Here is a 14,908-nt window from a genome sequence, read left to right as displayed (position 1 = left end):
AGGCCGATAAATATTTTCTAAAACTCAAAAACAACACCTAAACCCGCCTTATCTGATGATATATTATTAACGATTAGACTGGAAAAAAAACTGATATTGGCTTACATAATCATAAGTATACACGTAATACATGTTGTCACTCACAATCCAATAAATAAATGTCACTGCCAAAGGAACAAATATGCGTTTCTTTCCTATCATAGCAGCTATCATTGCCATTTTGATGACATCATCCCCCGGCTTAGCAGACCGTTGGGACCTGGTGATTCTTACTACCTCCGGCCTCAACGGACAATTGCTGCCAGCAGAAGAAAAAAATGAGCAACACAGTACCGGCATGGTACGTACTTTCGGAGGATTTGCAAGAATTCAGTCAGTATTTGAATCATATAGAGCCAAATATCCCGGAGCCACAATCACCGTGGCTACCGGCGACGACCTCATGGGGGAATCCCTGACAAACGAAAAGGGAAAGACCGTTTTTGAAGCCATGAACAGGATGGGATTCGATATTTCCACCCTTGGTAACCATGAATTCAACAGAGGAACTAAATTTCTGGTCAATTGCCTGAAAGCAAAAAAATTCCCGACAGTATGCAGCAACCTTGAGATAGCCAAAGGCAATCCCTTACGCAATTACATCACCAATACAGCAGTACTTGAAAGAAGTTTTGTTAAAGTCGGTTTCATGGGTATGATTCTGCCTGAACTCAAACTCATTTCCAACCCCGGTTCGGCAATTTCGATTCCTGCCGACTATATTAAATCCGCCCGAAAAACAGCGCAAGACTTGAAGCAAAACCAAAAGGCAGACCTGATTATCCTTTTGAGCCACATGCCTCTGGAGACACAAAAAATCATCCTGCAGGAAGTCCCTGAAATTGACGTTATCTGCGGCGGCCAAAGCTACAAGGACATACTACCCGGGCAGGAGATTATCGCCCGTGATGCTGCGACTCCCGGACTGATGGTTCAGTGCGGAAGTCAGGGACGCTATGTCGGAGTTTTAAAAATCAACATGGATGATAAGTCTATCCACAAACACGAATGGACAATTATCCCGGTAACAGACAAGACTCCAGAAGATAGCCATATAAAAGCATTTCTCGCTTCAAAGGTAAAAGACAGCACAAGTGTTCCTGTCGCCATTTCTCCGGTTCCTCTTGACACTCGCGCAGCTTCCATACGTACAAGCGAAACAATCGCCGGAAGGCTGGTCAGTTCCATCATGCGGGAAAAGTTCAATACTGACATCGCATTCCAGAATGGTGGTGGATTCAGAGGCGACAAGGTTATTCCAGCGGGTCCGATAACGGATCAGGATATCAACACCATGTTTCCCTTTGGAAACAAGATGACAGTCCTTAAAGTTTCAGGAAAAACACTTAAACAACTTCTTGAACGCTCAGTTCACAAACTGCCCGCTTCTTCAGGGGCATTCCTTCAAATTTCAGGCCTTAAATTTACCCTGAATCTTAATGGACAGACACAGGAACTGGAAATAAACAGCAAAGGTAAACCTACTAAAATAAAAACCTCCGGTTCACGGGTTTCCAACATTAAAATCATGGATAAATCCGGCAACTACAAATCTCTTAACGAAACCCGAAAATATTCCATTGCCACCAACTCATACCTTGCAAGGGGCGGCGACGGCTACATCATGCTTAAAGACGTGCCGGAGAAAGTCGCAACATTTGTAAAGGTCAACGAAGTAATCAAGTCCGGCATGCTGAAAATGGAAACATTGAAAACAGACTTCCCGGCGGTAATTTATACTCCGGACGGATCACCTTACAAAAAATAGCTTGCACATCCTGCCTACAGGCAGGACAAAACTCTCATAATAATAAACTCAAAGAAATACTTATTTCTTGTGATTCAACACGTCCTGAAATTCAACACCATAAATGTGAAGCATAACCATCAAGAAAGATAAAATCAGCGGACCATACAAAATTCCTAAGGGCCCAAAAGCATTAATACCACCAAGAATGGCAAGAAATACGTAAATGGTTGAAACCCGTGAAGCTTCACGAACAATCATGGGCCGGAGCACCGTATCAATACCGGTTACCAGCACTCCGCACCAGAGCAGCAGAAAAATAGCAACTTTCAGTTTACCCACAATCAACAGGTAAATAGTGGCCGGAACCCAGATCAATCCGGTTCCCAAAACAGGAATAAGGGAAGCGAAACTCATCATGGTGCCCCAGAAAAGAGCCGGAATACCAGCTATTGCCAGCCCGATTCCGCCGACAATACCCTGAAGAAAGGCGATAAAAAGACTTCCAAACAGAACAGATTTCGAGACCTTTCTAAGGCTTTCAATAATAAAATCTTCCTGTTCGGCTCTTAAAGGAGAAAGATATCTTACCCGATCAATAAACCTGTCCCCGTCCTTTAAAAAGGAAAAGACCAGAAAGTTCATGATCAAAAAATGAGCGACAAGGCTTGCCATGTTAGCGGCTAACCATGTCCCGGAAGTCAGCATTGCCTGCCCAAAGCTTCGGGAAATTTCGAGCACTCTGGCCTGAATATCGCTGGAACTGATCTCAAGAAAAGGAAATTTCTGCTCAACCCATTGCAGATATGTATTGTAATGCTGTGAATCAAAAAGAGTTGAGAAATCCGTAGTACGCAACCATTCGTTAATGGCTGTAACAGAATCAACCCCTTGTCCGATCAGACCGAAAAAGAAAATAACCGCCGGGATAATAATGGCGAAAATGATAATACAAACAGTCAAAAACGCACCAAGGGCAGGCCTGCCACCTAGCCGACGACATATTTTCCTGCTCAAAGGATAAAATATCCCGCTCAAAACAACTGAAATAATGATCGTATTAATGAAGGGCTTAATAACAGAATATCCCAGCGCAATAGCGGAGATAAGCAATAGAATAAGAAAAAAAGTATAGATTGCGGGGGATTTGATTATTTTGCCATCGGGGGGAGTCATGAACAAGTCCTTGAATCTGATTAATTATGCTGAGGGATGCCCATACTTCCAGATAAAAAACGCAAGCACAATTAAAATCAGGTCGATTTGAAAATATAATCGGACATTACCTCAAAAGTATTATCTGCCTCTTTCTTCATCCGAGAAACCAAACCTTCCACAATCTCCAATCTTTCATGCTGGAGATATTTTTCAATCTCGCTGGCTAAAGCAGACAGCTTATGAGCCCCGACATCGAGAGACAATCCACGCAATAAGACCACCTCAGTCTTCAGAACCTCCAGATCAGTGTTAGCAATGGCAGCGTCCACCTTGGCAAGATGATCCGGAACAAGCTTTAAAAAATGGCGATAAATCTCACGGACAAGCTTATCATTACCATCAAGCCGCCTGATCGTGCCCTTTAAATCAAGGTTGGAACCCTTTTCAATCTCAGTATCCTGTTCAACCCGTACCGGATCGGCACTGCCCCCCCCTCTCACAACTGAAAGCATTGCCTGCATCAACTCACTTGAATTAAATGGTTTGGACAGATAACCATTCATGCCCACTTCAAGGCATCGTTCCCGGTCTCCTTTCATAGCATGGGCTGTAAGCGCCAGAACAGGGACCTGCGGATCAACATTGTCTATGTATCCAGTACGAATCAGCCGGGTAGCTTCCAGACCATCCATAACCGGCATCTGAATATCCATAATTACCAGATCAAAAGGATTTGTAGCCAAGAGACTGATTGCTTCCTGACCATTCTCAACCATCTCCAACTCACAATTGGCATCTTCAAGAAAAGCAGAAACAACCCTACGGGTAATAATATTGTCATCAGCGAGTAGAATCCGCTTAAAACTGCTGAAATCCATACATTCAAAAAGAGATTCCGGATGCATATCTTCCAGTTTATCCGTTATCGGCTTGAACACAGCGGTGAAAAAGAAACGACTGCCCTGCGCCGGTTTGGTCTCCACCCATATGGCCCCTTGCAGCATATTGACAAGGTTATGGGTAATCGCAAGGCCAAGCCCGATACCTCCATGCTTGCGGGTCATGTAATCTTCAAGCTGAGTAAAACTTTCAAAAATGGTGTCAGCCTTGCTGCGGGAAATACCTACCCCGGTATCGGAAACAACAAAAAGCAATCGAACGCAACCTGCGGGATATGGGTCTTCCTCACAATTATCCGGCATAACCTCAATCGTGATCCCGCCTTTTTCAGTATATTTTATCGCGTTGCTGACAATATTATTCAAAATCTGGGTCAATCTACCGGAATCCCCCTGCAATTCACCGGAAATTTCCGGATGGATAAAACACTCAATGTTCAATCCCTTATTAAGGGCATTCGGATTATGCGAATTCATAACCAACGATAAGATCTGACGGATATCAAAAGTTCCTTCCCGCAATTCCAGTATACGCCGCTCAATCTTAGAATAGTCGAGCATATCATTAAGTACCCGCAGCAATGAGGAAGCGGAACCTTTGATCAATTCAACATACTCCTGCTGCTCGGTACTAAGCCCGCTGCCCAGCAGTATTTCACTCAACCCCAAAATTCCATTCATAGGGGTGCGCAATTCATGGCTTATGGTTGCAAGAAAGGAACTCTTGGCCTCATTAGCCGCCTCGGCATCAGCCACAGCCTGACGATACTCCTGCTCCATAGCATGTTTATAGAGGGCAATTTCAATAGACGAGCGCAACTCGCGTTCTTCAAATGGCTTCAGCAAATAGCCGAACGGGCCTGAAAGCTTAGCCCTGCATAGGGTCTTTTCATCAGAGAAAGCAGTAAGAAAGACAACAGGGATATCGTACGTTTTAATAATAATATTAGCAGCTTCAATTCCATCCATTGCCCCCTGAAGCTTAATATCCATCAAAACGAGGTCTGGACGGGTCGCACCGGCTTTATCAATTGCTTCATCTCCGGTTCCGGCATCACCGGCTATAATATAGCCTAAGCGCTTTAATGTCGCCTGAATATCGAGATTAACTATCTTTTCATCATCAACAACCAGAATCCGCTTACCAGCCATCAACTCTACCCCATTAGCATTCATTTAAAAATAAGGATCATTCACGGTATAATAAATATTTACAGAATTGAAAACACATTCTGTTTATTTAATAAACAAAAAGCCGCCCCTGAATATTCAGAGTCGGCTTTTTGATACGTGGATTTAAATACGTCTTTACAAAATCTGATCCAAAAACTGCTTCAAGCGCGGATGATCGGCACTGCTGAAGAACTCCTCCGGCGGTGCACAAGCAATAATTCTGCCGTCTTCCATGAAAACGATCCTGTCCGCAACTTCACGGGCAAAGCCCATCTCGTGGGTTACCACGACCATAGTCATACCTTCGCGAGCCAGATTCTTCATTACATCCAGAACCTCCCCGATCATTTCCGGGTCCAGAGCGGAAGTCGGTTCATCAAAAAGCATAATCTTGGGGTTCATGGCCAGCGCACGGGCAATTGCCACACGCTGCTGCTGTCCACCGGAAAGCTTGGAAGGATAAACATTAGCCTTCTCGCGGATACCGACCTTCTTAAGCAGATCAACCGCAATAGCCTTGGCTTCTTCCTTCTCCATGCCCTTGAGGCGAATCGGAGCCATGGTCAGGTTTTCAAGAACAGTCTTATGAGGAAAAAGGTTAAATGACTGAAACACCATACCCAATTCCTGACGGATGGTGTTGATGTCGTTTTCCTTGTCATGCACATCAAGGCCGTCAACTATGATGGAGCCTTTGTTGATTTCCTCAAGGCGGTTGATGGAACGCAGCAAGGTACTTTTACCGGAACCGGACGGCCCGATGATAACAACCTTTTCGCCCTGCTTGATATCAAGTGAAACATCACTGAGTGCAGCCAGATCGCCAAAGAACTTGTATACATTCTTGATTTCAATAATGGGATTAGCGGTCATAATGGTTCAACCTCTCTTCCATGTGGCTCACCGCTCTTGAGAGAATCAGAGTAATCAACAGATAAACAAGCGCGATCATTGTATAGGTTTCAAAATACTGGAAACTCTCAGCAGCAAATTCACGCCCGCGCCTGAGGATATCAGCAACGGCCAGAATGGATACGAGAGAGGAATCCTTCAAAAGAGCAATAAATTCGTTACCGACCGGGGGCAGGATAGTCCGCCATGCCTGCGGGAGGATAACCAGAAACATTGTTTCTTTTTTACTGAATCCGAGAGATCTTGCGGCTTCGGTCTGTCCTTCGTCAATGGACTCGATACCGGCGCGGAAAACTTCACCCATATATGCACCGTAACAGACACTCATGGCGATAATAGCCGAAAGCATGTCCGGGACCTGCAGTACCCGGCCCATTGCATAATAAATGTAAAAAAGCTGTACGAGAAGCGGAATACCCCTGACAACTTCAACATAAGTAGAAGCAATCAGATTGATAAATTTATTACTTGAAATTCGTCCCAGCCCGGTAAAAAGGCCGATAATCAACGCCCCGAAAATGGAACAGATGGTAACCTCAAACGTAACAACAATTCCATCAGGAATAAAAAGCAGGATATCCCTATAAGGATCAGGCTTGGCGATGATCAGATAGGTTATGATACCTACGGCACCGATAAAGGAAACCCACCACGCATTCAGCAGACCTTTATCACTGCTGTCAGGAATGCTGGCCCCGTCCGTAACCTCAATCTTAACTTGTTTTTCTTTCATATATAATATCCGGGCTGCATGAAAATGCCGGGACCGGCTAAAGTCCGATCCCGGCCATTTGTTTTCAACTCAAGCCTGCTGGTCTGGGCAATTAGTTGCTGCCGAACCACTTGGCTTTAATTTTATCGTAAGTACCGTCTGCTCTTACAGCAGAGAGCCCTTTATTGATCATGTCAAGAACTTCGGAATTACCTTTCTTAACAGCAACACCGAGGTATTCAGCTTTGTCGCTTTTTACAACAAAAGCAATTTTGAGCTTCTTGGAGTATTCTTCCTGCTGAAGAGCAAAGTCAGCTGCGATCGGATCATCACAAACAACCGCTGCAAGGCGACCATTGTACAAATCTTCCATTGCGAGACCGATTTCATCATAAGATTTGGGGGTTACACCATCAACCGCTTTGATTGCAAAATAACCGGTGGTTCCAATCTGGGCACCGAGGTTTTTGCCTTTGAAATCTGCAAGAGATTTAGCAGTGGAATCCTTTGCGGTAACAACTGACTGCTGAACCTCAAAGTAAGGAGCGGAAAAATCCATTACTTTTTTGCGCTTTTCGTTAATTGTAACTGAAGAGCAAATGGCATCGTATTTTCCGGCAGCAAGACCAGCAAAAATACCATCCCAGGCAACGTTCTTGATCTTTACATCGTAGCCAGCTGCAACAGCACAAGCTTTCATAAGATCAACGGAAAAACCAACGATCTGTTTATCTTTATTGACGAACTCCATGGGGGGCCATGTGCAGTCAGATGCTATGTTAATCACCTTTTTTCCGGCAAGAGCAGGTGTTACAGCAAGAATAGTCAACAACAGAGCAACTATAATCCTCTTCATAAATATTCCTCCAATAAGTTAAAATACCCTCTAAATAACAAACATGAAAATTATACAAAAAAGTAACCGTGTCAATAACGGTTTCCATGGACAATATTGTTTTCTTTGAATTATAAAGCATGTAAAAAAATGTTTTCTTGAACTTTATTCAAAAAAAAGTTAATTTTCCAGATTCTTTTTTTCAAAGGGGCATTACTCATGAAAAACAAAGTCAAAGAAGAAAGGCAGGAAGCCGTTGAGGTGATCTGCCCCAAGTGCCGTGAAACACGTATCGTCTACTTTCCTAAGGAATCAATGCCGACCTGCCCTGTCTGCAAGGTTGAAATGATTGTTAAGGAAGTACTTACTGAAGGCAAATACGGTTGATCGGTATTTCCCACAGGTATTTTGACTTAATTGCAGACAAGGACTTTAAAGGAGACAGCTATGAAAAGAATTTGCATGATGCTGATCATGGTGCTGGCACTCGGCTTTGCAGCCACTGCCAATGCATCCGACATCGATCTGGCCAAGAAATCAACCCTCAACTCCATCCTGAAAAGCGGTGAACTCCGCTGCGGTATCGCTTCCGGCTACATCCCCTTTCAGATGACTGACAAAAAAGGCCGCATCGTCGGTTTCGAAATCGACCTTGCCCGCGAAATGGCAAAAGCCATGGGTGTTAAATTCGTTCCGGTCAACATGGAATTCGACGGCATCATCCCCGCTCTCCTTACTGACAAAATTGACATCATCACCGCTGGTATGACCGTCAACCAGGAGCGTAACCTGCAGATCAACTTTGCAGAGCCTTTTATGGTTGTAGGTCAGACTGTTCTGCTGAACAAAAAACTTGAAGGCAAAATCAAGTCCTACAGAGACCTGAACAAGCCTGAGTACACCATTGTTTCCAAGCTCGGTACCACTGGCGAACAGGCTGCAAAACGCTTTATCCCTAAAGCCAAATACAAGTCTTTCGACCTTGAAACCGACGCTGCTCTTGAAGTTCTCAACGGCAAAGCTGACGCTATGATCTACGACCTGCCCTTCAACGCTATCTTCATGGCTGAGCAGGGCAACGGCAAGCTCGTATTCCTCGATAAGCCTTTCACTTACGAGCCTCTGGGTTGGGGTATCCGCAAGGGTGATCCCGATTTCCTGAACTTCCTCGGAAACTTCCTGCACCAGATCAAGAACGACGGACGTTACGACAAACTTTACCACAAGTGGTTCGAAAGCACCTCTTGGCGTAAAAACATGTAGTAACACCCAGGATTTTAAAGAGGGGCGGTATATCCGCCCCTTTATTCAGATTGTTGACAAAGGGTCGATAGCGCCATATTCATCGACCCTTTCCCGGCAATCTGAATTTTTTGCTTTTTGTAGTAAGAACATAAATTTTAAAAATCGGCTTATATTATGAGTGGAACATCAATGAGAGCTCCCGGCAAAGGCCGGAACTACGAAATTTTCTGGAAGACTGTATTTTTCATCGGCCTGTTTGCCACCATGTTCGGTCTTTACTGGGCAACACAGCAGGTTGACTACGTCTGGCGTTGGGAGCGTATTCCGAACTACTTCTACTACCAGGATGAAATCAGCATCAATACAGATATCGAAGGCAGTATCACATCCATTAAGGAACAGGGTGATAACGCCATCGTTACTGTAACCGGGGAAAACCACGAATCCGAGCAATATGAAGTGCCTGCTTCCGGAGTACGAGTTTACGAAGATGATACTGTTTTTGTCGGCGACACTATCGGAATCGAAAAAGAATGGAAGCCCGGTGTTATCCTCGACGGTTTATTTGTAACCCTCAAGGTAAGTGCCATAGCCATTGTTTTCGGTATCCTGCTCGGCCTTTTTACCGGATTGGCCCGTATTTCACAGAACCCGGCATTGAGGCTTTCCGCAATTACCTACATTGAACTCATCCGCGGCACACCGCTGCTGGTACAGATGTTCATATGGTATTTCGTGCTGGGAACTCTGGTCAACAACATGCTCGCAAAATACGATATATCCCAGATTCCACCGCTCTGGTTCGGTATCGCCTCACTCGCTATTTTCGCGGGTGCTTATGTTGCTGAGATTGTGCGTGCAGGTATCCAGTCCGTGCACCGCGGACAGATGGAAGCAGCCCGCTCACTGGGGATGTCAAAATACTATGCCATGAAGCACATCATCCTGCCTCAGGCTTTCCGGAGAATCCTCCCCCCGCTGGCAGGACAGTTCATCAGCATGATCAAGGACTCCTCGCTGCTCGGCGTAATCGCCATCAGGGAGCTGACCAAAGGCACCAGAGAAGCAGTTTCCACAAGTCTGCAGCCTTTTGAGCTGTGGTTCCTCTGTGCTCTGCTCTACCTCGTGCTGACTTTTGCTTTCTCCATGTTTGTACAGTACCTTGAGAAAAGAATGGTGCAGAGATAATGATTGAAGTAAAAAATATATACAAAACTTTCTATGTTCCCCATGAAGTTCAAGCCCTTTCCAATGTTTCCCATACCGTGGACAAAGGACAGGTCGTAGTTGTTATCGGACCTTCGGGCTCCGGGAAATCAACCTTCCTGCGCTGCCTGAACAGACTTGAATACGCTGATTCAGGCCACATCTTCATTGACGGCATTGATATCCTTTCTCCCAAGACAAATATCAACAAAATCCGCGAAGAAGTTGGCATGGTATTCCAGTCCTTCAACCTCTTCCCGCACAAGACCGTGCTGGAAAACCTGACCATCGCTCAGACCGTAGTACGTAAAAGGTCTAAGAAAGAAGCAGGTGAAGTGGCTATGGAACTGCTCAAGAAAGTAGGCATCCATGACAAAGCTGGTGTCTATCCCACCCAGCTTTCCGGTGGACAGCAGCAGCGTGTTGCCATCGCCCGTTCTCTGGCTATGGAACCCAAGGTCCTGCTTTTTGATGAACCTACCTCAGCTCTTGACCCTGAAATGGTCGGCGAAGTTCTGGATGTAATGAAGACCGTTGCTAAAGAAGGTATGACCATGGTCGTGGTTACTCACGAAATGGGCTTTGCCCGTGAAGTAGCTGATGAAGTAGTTTTCATGGATCAGGGCATGCTCATTGAAAAAGGCAGCCCGGACCACTTCTTCACCAATCCTGAATCAGACAGAACCAAAGCTTTCTTGAGCCAGATTCTTTAGTCTTTGTGAACAAATTAATAAAAAAGGCCGTTTCCATATGGAAGCGGCCCTTTTTTATTAGAAATATGTAAAAATTTAATCTTTTGTATCACGCTTATCGCGAACATTCTTCATGGTTAATCCAGCAACGCAGCCCACAAGCATTCCCAACAATAATGCCCGCTGAAGGTCCATGAAAAACCATCCCGCAATGGCTCCTACTGATCCACCCACAAGAATCCCGCGAGCCATGCATTCCAGCAGTCTCTCAAAATTCTTATCTTCTTTTAATTCACCCACTTCACACCTTCTTAGCCTGAATTAGTTCGTCAAGCTGGTCAGCCTGTTCCTCAGATAAAGACAAAAACCTCAACCCGACACCGGGCATCTGGGATTTTACCCCCCAAGGCACACTCCACAAGACTTCCGACTTAATGGGAGTTTTATCATCCAACTCCATAAACGCCACCCAGAGGGTATCACCCTTCTTCCACCTTGAAACAGAAAACAAGAAACAGCCTTCTGCTGAAAAGTTTAAGGCTACACTTTTTTCCATCTGGCTTTTTGAAGACCTGATATCCCTGTTCAACAAGACATTTAAAACCCTGTTGGCCCTTTTGGTGCCACGTAAAGACCTCGCTGTAAAGTTCTGGCAACTTTCCCTGAAGAACTCATCCAAGGAATTCCCATGCCCTGAAAATTTACCTGTCGGTATACAACGAATTCCCTCAGCAGCTTTATAACTAAGCCGCATAACTGGAAAATTGTCACTCAAAAGATTTGCCTCTGCTTTATCCGCTGCAGTAGAGCGAAGCAAAGTCGGAATATCAATCAAGAACCCGTTATATTTAACCTTATTGTGCTTGATAGAAATCTCATGAAGGGATTCAGCAACGTCGCAATCCAGATCAAAGCTTTTCAAAGCCTGAATATATACCCCCCGGTTATCCCCGGGGGCTGCAACGAGCAGGATTCTCATTCTGTCCACCCTTAGTTACCCTCCATAAAATAAAATCCGCTTGGCTTACAGCCATTAACAATATATACTCACAAAATCAAAAAATACACAGTTATAAAGGTTTTCAGGCATTAATATAACTTAAGCTCATACTTCAAACAACCAACATCTCAGACCATAAGACAGCATATTTATAATTCAAAAATCCACCCAACTCTAAATCGGATACTGTACATGAGTGAAACTCCTAAAATATTGACCATAGATGACGATGAAAGCGTACGTCTATCTATTGCCCACTATCTTGAAGATAGTGGGTACGAAGTACTACAGGCCAGCAATGGACATGAAGGATTAAGAATATTTCACGAACAGGAACCTGACGTGGTCCTTCTTGACCTGAGAATGCCCGAAATGGACGGCCTCTCCGTTTTAAAACAGCTAGGGCAGGAAGCACCTCAAACCCCGGTAATAGTAGTCTCCGGAACAGGATCGTTTGAAGATGTTATTGCCACGGTAAGACTAGGTTCATGGGATTATATCCCAAAGCCGATTACTGATCTTACTGATTTGGAGAATGCCATTCTGCGGACCCGGGCTAGAGCGAGACTCCTTGTTGAAAACGAACGCTACAAGGAAGAACTTGAACGCAAAATCCGTGAAAGGACCGAAGAACTCCAATTAATGAACAAAGTCCTTTCGGAAGAAATTACAGCCCGTAAAAAATCAGAAGGTCTGGTCCGGGCCTCCTTGGCAGAAAAAGAGGTCATGCTTAAGGAAATCCACCATAGGGTCAAGAACAATCTGCAAGTTATTTCAAGCCTGCTCAGCCTGCAAAGCGGCTACACAGACGATGATGAAGCAAGCAACCTGCTTCGGGAATGTCAGCACCGGGTTCGTTCCATGTCAATGCTGCATGAAAAGCTTTACCGCTCTGAAGACCTTTCCCGCATCGACATGAATGAGTACGCTCTGACCCTAATAAACTTCCTGCTTCGCTCGTACTCTGTTGATGGCAAAGTCAGCCCCACCTACAACATTAATGACATCCACATGGGCATTGACTCTGCCATCCCGTGCGGATTGATCATTAATGAACTGGTTTCAAATGCCTTAACCCATGCCTATGAAATGAATTCAGGCGGGGAACTGAGAGTCTCCATGCACAGGGATAATGAACAAATTAAACTGGAAGTATCTGATAACGGTGTCGGTTTACCTGATGATTTTTCCATCAGCGGTTCAAGAACTTTGGGTATGACCCTTGTGGAAACACTTGCGCAGCAGTTAAATGGAGAAGTTCATTTTTTTAATGACAATGGAGCAACCTTTCAAATCAGTTTTCCGGGCTAAACTCAGACTTGATTGAAATCAAAAGGCGGTGTAGCTTGCTACCCGTGATCCTTGCAATAGAACCACAGAAGAAGGAAAAAAAATGGAACTCAGCTTTAAACAGATAGATGAAATTACCGTTGTTAAAATTGAATCCCCGGAACTGAATCATGTTGTAAGCCATGATTTTCAGCGCCAGATTCAGCCTATTTTTGAAGAAAAGCAATTCAATATAGCACTTGATATGGATAGTGTTGACTTTATGGATAGTATGGGGATCGGAACCCTGATCACACTGCGCAACAAGCTGATGAAAGAAAAAGGCAACATCGCCATGTTCAACATCAGTGAGCGGGTAAAAAAAATCATCGACATCGCCGCCCTGCACAAAGTTTTCGATCTTTTCGAAACAGAAGATGATGCTGTGAACGGCCTGAAAGATAAAATGCTGGCCTAACTGAAATTGATATAAAAAACCGGGCAGGCTGAGAGGTCTGCCCGGTTTTATTTTTTCCATCCTCCACCATCCGCAAATATGTCTCTCAAAGAAAATCTTATCCAACCTGCTCTCGATACTGTTAAAGACGCTGCCCGTATCAGCCTTGACCTGTTCAAGATTATGATTCCGGTAGTTATCGCTGTTAAAATCCTTCAGGAGTTCAACCTAGTAGGATACCTTGCTGCTCCTCTGGCACCGATAATGAAACTGGTAGGTTTACCCGGTGAAATGGGCCTTGTCTGGGCTACTGCATTAATCAACAACATCTACAGCGGGCTGATTGTCTTTCTGAGTCTTGCTCAAGACCAGCCACTCACTGCCGCACAAGCAACTGTGCTCGGCACAATGATTCTTGTTGCCCATTCAATGCCTGTAGAATTGCGAGTGGTCCAAAGCTCAGGCCCCAAGCTAGGCTTCCAGCTAATGATCAGAATGGCAGCTGCCTTTCTGATGGGCTTGGTACTTCACTTGATTTATCAAAATCTCGACGTTCTGCAGGGACCGGCGAACATCCTGCTGACTCCGGACAATTCCGCAGTCGAAAAAACGATTCTGGAATGGGCCTTAGGTGAAATCCGTAACCTGATTTCCATCTTCGGCATCATTTTCTGCCTGCTGGCGATCATGCGTATCCTGACCAAAATACGGGTTATTGCAGCAATGGATTTCCTACTACGTCCTTTCCTGACCATGATGGGAATCGGCACCAAGGCTTCCGCCCTGACCGTAGTAGGCCTGACCATGGGTCTTTCTTACGGAGGCGGCATGATCATCCATGAGACAAAATCAGGGCGCATTGATAAAAGAGACGTCTTCTATTCCCTGACCCTGATGAGTATCTGCCACAGCCTGATTGAAGACACCCTGCTGCTTATGATGATCGGCGGACACGTATCCGGCCTATTCTGGGGACGGCTGATCATGTCCTGCCTGATAGTCGCCGCACTGGTCCAGATAACAAAATTTATTCCGGACAGCTTTGCGGATAAATATTTATGGGGACTCCCCAAACAATCTTAAAACAAAAGGAATGGTTATGATCGTTACTACCGTAAATACCGAGAATGCTCCCGCAGCAATCGGACCCTACTCACAGGCCACCATCTATAACTCACAGGCTTTCCTCAGCGGCCAGCTCGGGCTTATCCCGACAACAGGTGAGTTTATTTCCGAAGACGTACAGGAGCAGACTAGGCAGGCCCTTGAGAACCTCAAAGCCATTCTTGAAGCCTGCGGAAGTGCATTGACCAAAGTCATCAGCGTGGACGTCTTCCTGACCGACATGAACGACTTTGCCAAAGTAAACGAAGTCTATTCCGAATTCTTCGCCAACCACAAACCCGCCCGCGCCGCCATCGAAGTAAGCGGACTGCCCAAAGGCGGACTTGTGGAAATTAAGTGTATTGCTGCTATTTAATACATCTGGCAGTTCTTAGAAGAGCAAAAAACGTCCCCACCAACTGTTATTAGTTGGTGGGGACGTTTTTTATGTAGCTAACTA

Annotated in this window: 16 protein-coding genes; 9 read left to right on the top strand and 7 right to left on the bottom strand. The window is 45.0% G+C overall.

Annotated elements, in window-relative coordinates; genetic code table 11:
- Window positions 1-181: 181 nt before the first annotated feature.
- Window positions 182-1,807 carry a bifunctional metallophosphatase/5'-nucleotidase gene (locus ACO05Z_RS08125; protein ID WP_421901665.1) on the top strand — a complete coding sequence of 542 codons (1,626 nt, stop codon included), beginning with the start codon at window positions 182-184 and terminating at the stop codon, window positions 1,805-1,807.
- Window positions 1,808-1,867: 60 nt separating this feature from the next.
- Here ACO05Z_RS08125 and ACO05Z_RS08120 read toward each other — a convergent pair whose 3' ends face one another.
- From ACO05Z_RS08120 to ACO05Z_RS08100, 5 genes are all read right to left on the bottom strand, one after another.
- Entirely contained in the window at window positions 1,868-2,962 is a 1,095-nt protein-coding gene (locus tag ACO05Z_RS08120; protein WP_421901663.1) for an AI-2E family transporter, read from the bottom strand.
- Between the two features lie 77 nt (window positions 2,963-3,039).
- The gene (locus ACO05Z_RS08115; protein WP_421901661.1) at window positions 3,040-4,995 is read right to left on the bottom strand and encodes a response regulator; all 1,956 of its coding nucleotides are present in this window, start codon (window positions 4,993-4,995) and stop codon (window positions 3,040-3,042) included.
- 156 nt (window positions 4,996-5,151) lie between these two features.
- On the bottom strand, window positions 5,152-5,889 hold the full coding sequence (locus tag ACO05Z_RS08110; protein WP_421901660.1) for an amino acid ABC transporter ATP-binding protein: 738 nt from the start codon (window positions 5,887-5,889) through the stop codon (window positions 5,152-5,154).
- On the bottom strand, window positions 5,879-6,661 hold the full coding sequence (locus ACO05Z_RS08105; protein WP_421901659.1) for an amino acid ABC transporter permease: 783 nt from the start codon (window positions 6,659-6,661) through the stop codon (window positions 5,879-5,881). Before ACO05Z_RS08105 ends, ACO05Z_RS08110 begins: the two co-directional genes overlap by 11 nt.
- Window positions 6,662-6,752: 91 nt before the next feature.
- Entirely contained in the window at window positions 6,753-7,496 is a 744-nt protein-coding gene (locus tag ACO05Z_RS08100) for a basic amino acid ABC transporter substrate-binding protein (RefSeq protein WP_421901657.1), read from the bottom strand.
- A 198-nt stretch (window positions 7,497-7,694) separates the two neighbouring features.
- On the opposite strand from ACO05Z_RS08100, the gene ACO05Z_RS08095 reads away from it, so the two are divergent.
- The 4 genes from ACO05Z_RS08095 (at window position 7,695) to ACO05Z_RS08080 (ending at window position 10,639) form a co-directional block, all read left to right on the top strand.
- Entirely contained in the window at window positions 7,695-7,862 is a 168-nt protein-coding gene (locus ACO05Z_RS08095) for a hypothetical protein (protein ID WP_420246958.1), read from the top strand.
- A gap of 60 nt (window positions 7,863-7,922) precedes the next feature.
- Complete coding sequence (locus ACO05Z_RS08090) at window positions 7,923-8,738, top strand: transporter substrate-binding domain-containing protein (RefSeq protein ID WP_421901656.1); 816 nt, start codon at window positions 7,923-7,925, stop codon at window positions 8,736-8,738.
- A gap of 156 nt (window positions 8,739-8,894) precedes the next feature.
- Window positions 8,895-9,908, top strand: a complete 1,014-nt coding sequence (locus ACO05Z_RS08085; protein ID WP_421901655.1) for an amino acid ABC transporter permease — start codon at window positions 8,895-8,897, stop codon at window positions 9,906-9,908.
- On the top strand, window positions 9,908-10,639 hold the full coding sequence (locus tag ACO05Z_RS08080; protein WP_421901654.1) for an amino acid ABC transporter ATP-binding protein: 732 nt from the start codon (window positions 9,908-9,910) through the stop codon (window positions 10,637-10,639). The genes ACO05Z_RS08085 and ACO05Z_RS08080 overlap by 1 nt, the downstream gene beginning before the upstream one ends.
- A 75-nt stretch (window positions 10,640-10,714) precedes the next feature.
- On the opposite strand, the gene ACO05Z_RS08075 is transcribed toward ACO05Z_RS08080, so the two are convergent.
- Entirely contained in the window at window positions 10,715-10,918 is a 204-nt protein-coding gene (locus ACO05Z_RS08075; RefSeq protein WP_421901653.1) for a hypothetical protein, read from the bottom strand.
- A gap of 1 nt (window position 10,919) precedes the next feature.
- A complete protein-coding gene (locus ACO05Z_RS08070; protein ID WP_421901652.1) occupies window positions 10,920-11,540 on the bottom strand; it encodes a PilZ domain-containing protein in 621 nt (206 codons plus the stop codon).
- A gap of 270 nt (window positions 11,541-11,810) precedes the next feature.
- Here ACO05Z_RS08070 and ACO05Z_RS08065 point away from each other — a divergent pair, with 270 nt between their 5' ends.
- The 4 genes from ACO05Z_RS08065 (at window position 11,811) to ACO05Z_RS08050 (ending at window position 14,824) form a co-directional block, all read left to right on the top strand.
- The gene (locus tag ACO05Z_RS08065; protein ID WP_421901651.1) at window positions 11,811-12,929 is read left to right on the top strand and encodes a histidine kinase dimerization/phosphoacceptor domain -containing protein; all 1,119 of its coding nucleotides are present in this window, start codon (window positions 11,811-11,813) and stop codon (window positions 12,927-12,929) included.
- 82 nt (window positions 12,930-13,011) lie between these two features.
- Complete coding sequence (locus ACO05Z_RS08060) at window positions 13,012-13,365, top strand: STAS domain-containing protein (protein WP_421901650.1); 354 nt, start codon at window positions 13,012-13,014, stop codon at window positions 13,363-13,365.
- A 78-nt stretch (window positions 13,366-13,443) separates the two neighbouring features.
- Window positions 13,444-14,427: a hypothetical protein gene (locus ACO05Z_RS08055; RefSeq protein ID WP_421901649.1), complete on the top strand. Its 984-nt coding sequence runs from the start codon at window positions 13,444-13,446 to the stop codon at window positions 14,425-14,427.
- Window positions 14,428-14,443: 16 nt separating this feature from the next.
- Window positions 14,444-14,824 (top strand): RidA family protein, encoded by a 381-nt coding sequence (locus ACO05Z_RS08050; RefSeq protein ID WP_421901648.1) that lies wholly within the window; start codon window positions 14,444-14,446, stop codon window positions 14,822-14,824.
- Window positions 14,825-14,908: the final 84 nt, after the last annotated feature.

This window comes from Maridesulfovibrio sp. (genome assembly GCF_965230075.1).
GTDB lineage: Bacteria > Desulfobacterota > Desulfovibrionia > Desulfovibrionales > Desulfovibrionaceae > Maridesulfovibrio.
Note: the sequence above shows the minus strand (reverse complement) of the source record. Positions and strands in the feature narration are given on the sequence as shown.

Bases quoted from the DNA above. Each gene is read 5' to 3' on its own strand.
- ACO05Z_RS08120 (WP_421901663.1), bottom strand. From the start codon at position 2,962: ATGACTCCCCCCGATGGCAAAATAATCAAATCCCCCGCAATCTATACT.
- ACO05Z_RS08080 (WP_421901654.1), top strand. From the start codon at position 9,908: ATGATTGAAGTAAAAAATATATACAAAACTTTCTATGTTCCCCATGAA.
- ACO05Z_RS08115 (WP_421901661.1), bottom strand. From the start codon at position 4,995: ATGGCTGGTAAGCGGATTCTGGTTGTTGATGATGAAAAGATAGTTAAT.
- ACO05Z_RS08050 (WP_421901648.1), top strand. From the start codon at position 14,444: ATGATCGTTACTACCGTAAATACCGAGAATGCTCCCGCAGCAATCGGA.
- ACO05Z_RS08110 (WP_421901660.1), bottom strand. From the start codon at position 5,889: ATGACCGCTAATCCCATTATTGAAATCAAGAATGTATACAAGTTCTTT.
- ACO05Z_RS08125 (WP_421901665.1), top strand. From the start codon at position 182: ATGCGTTTCTTTCCTATCATAGCAGCTATCATTGCCATTTTGATGACA.
- ACO05Z_RS08055 (WP_421901649.1), top strand. From the start codon at position 13,444: ATGTCTCTCAAAGAAAATCTTATCCAACCTGCTCTCGATACTGTTAAA.
- ACO05Z_RS08105 (WP_421901659.1), bottom strand. From the start codon at position 6,661: ATGAAAGAAAAACAAGTTAAGATTGAGGTTACGGACGGGGCCAGCATT.
- ACO05Z_RS08100 (WP_421901657.1), bottom strand. From the start codon at position 7,496: ATGAAGAGGATTATAGTTGCTCTGTTGTTGACTATTCTTGCTGTAACA.
- ACO05Z_RS08090 (WP_421901656.1), top strand. From the start codon at position 7,923: ATGAAAAGAATTTGCATGATGCTGATCATGGTGCTGGCACTCGGCTTT.
- ACO05Z_RS08095 (WP_420246958.1), top strand. From the start codon at position 7,695: ATGAAAAACAAAGTCAAAGAAGAAAGGCAGGAAGCCGTTGAGGTGATC.
- ACO05Z_RS08060 (WP_421901650.1), top strand. From the start codon at position 13,012: ATGGAACTCAGCTTTAAACAGATAGATGAAATTACCGTTGTTAAAATT.
- ACO05Z_RS08065 (WP_421901651.1), top strand. From the start codon at position 11,811: ATGAGTGAAACTCCTAAAATATTGACCATAGATGACGATGAAAGCGTA.
- ACO05Z_RS08085 (WP_421901655.1), top strand. From the start codon at position 8,895: ATGAGTGGAACATCAATGAGAGCTCCCGGCAAAGGCCGGAACTACGAA.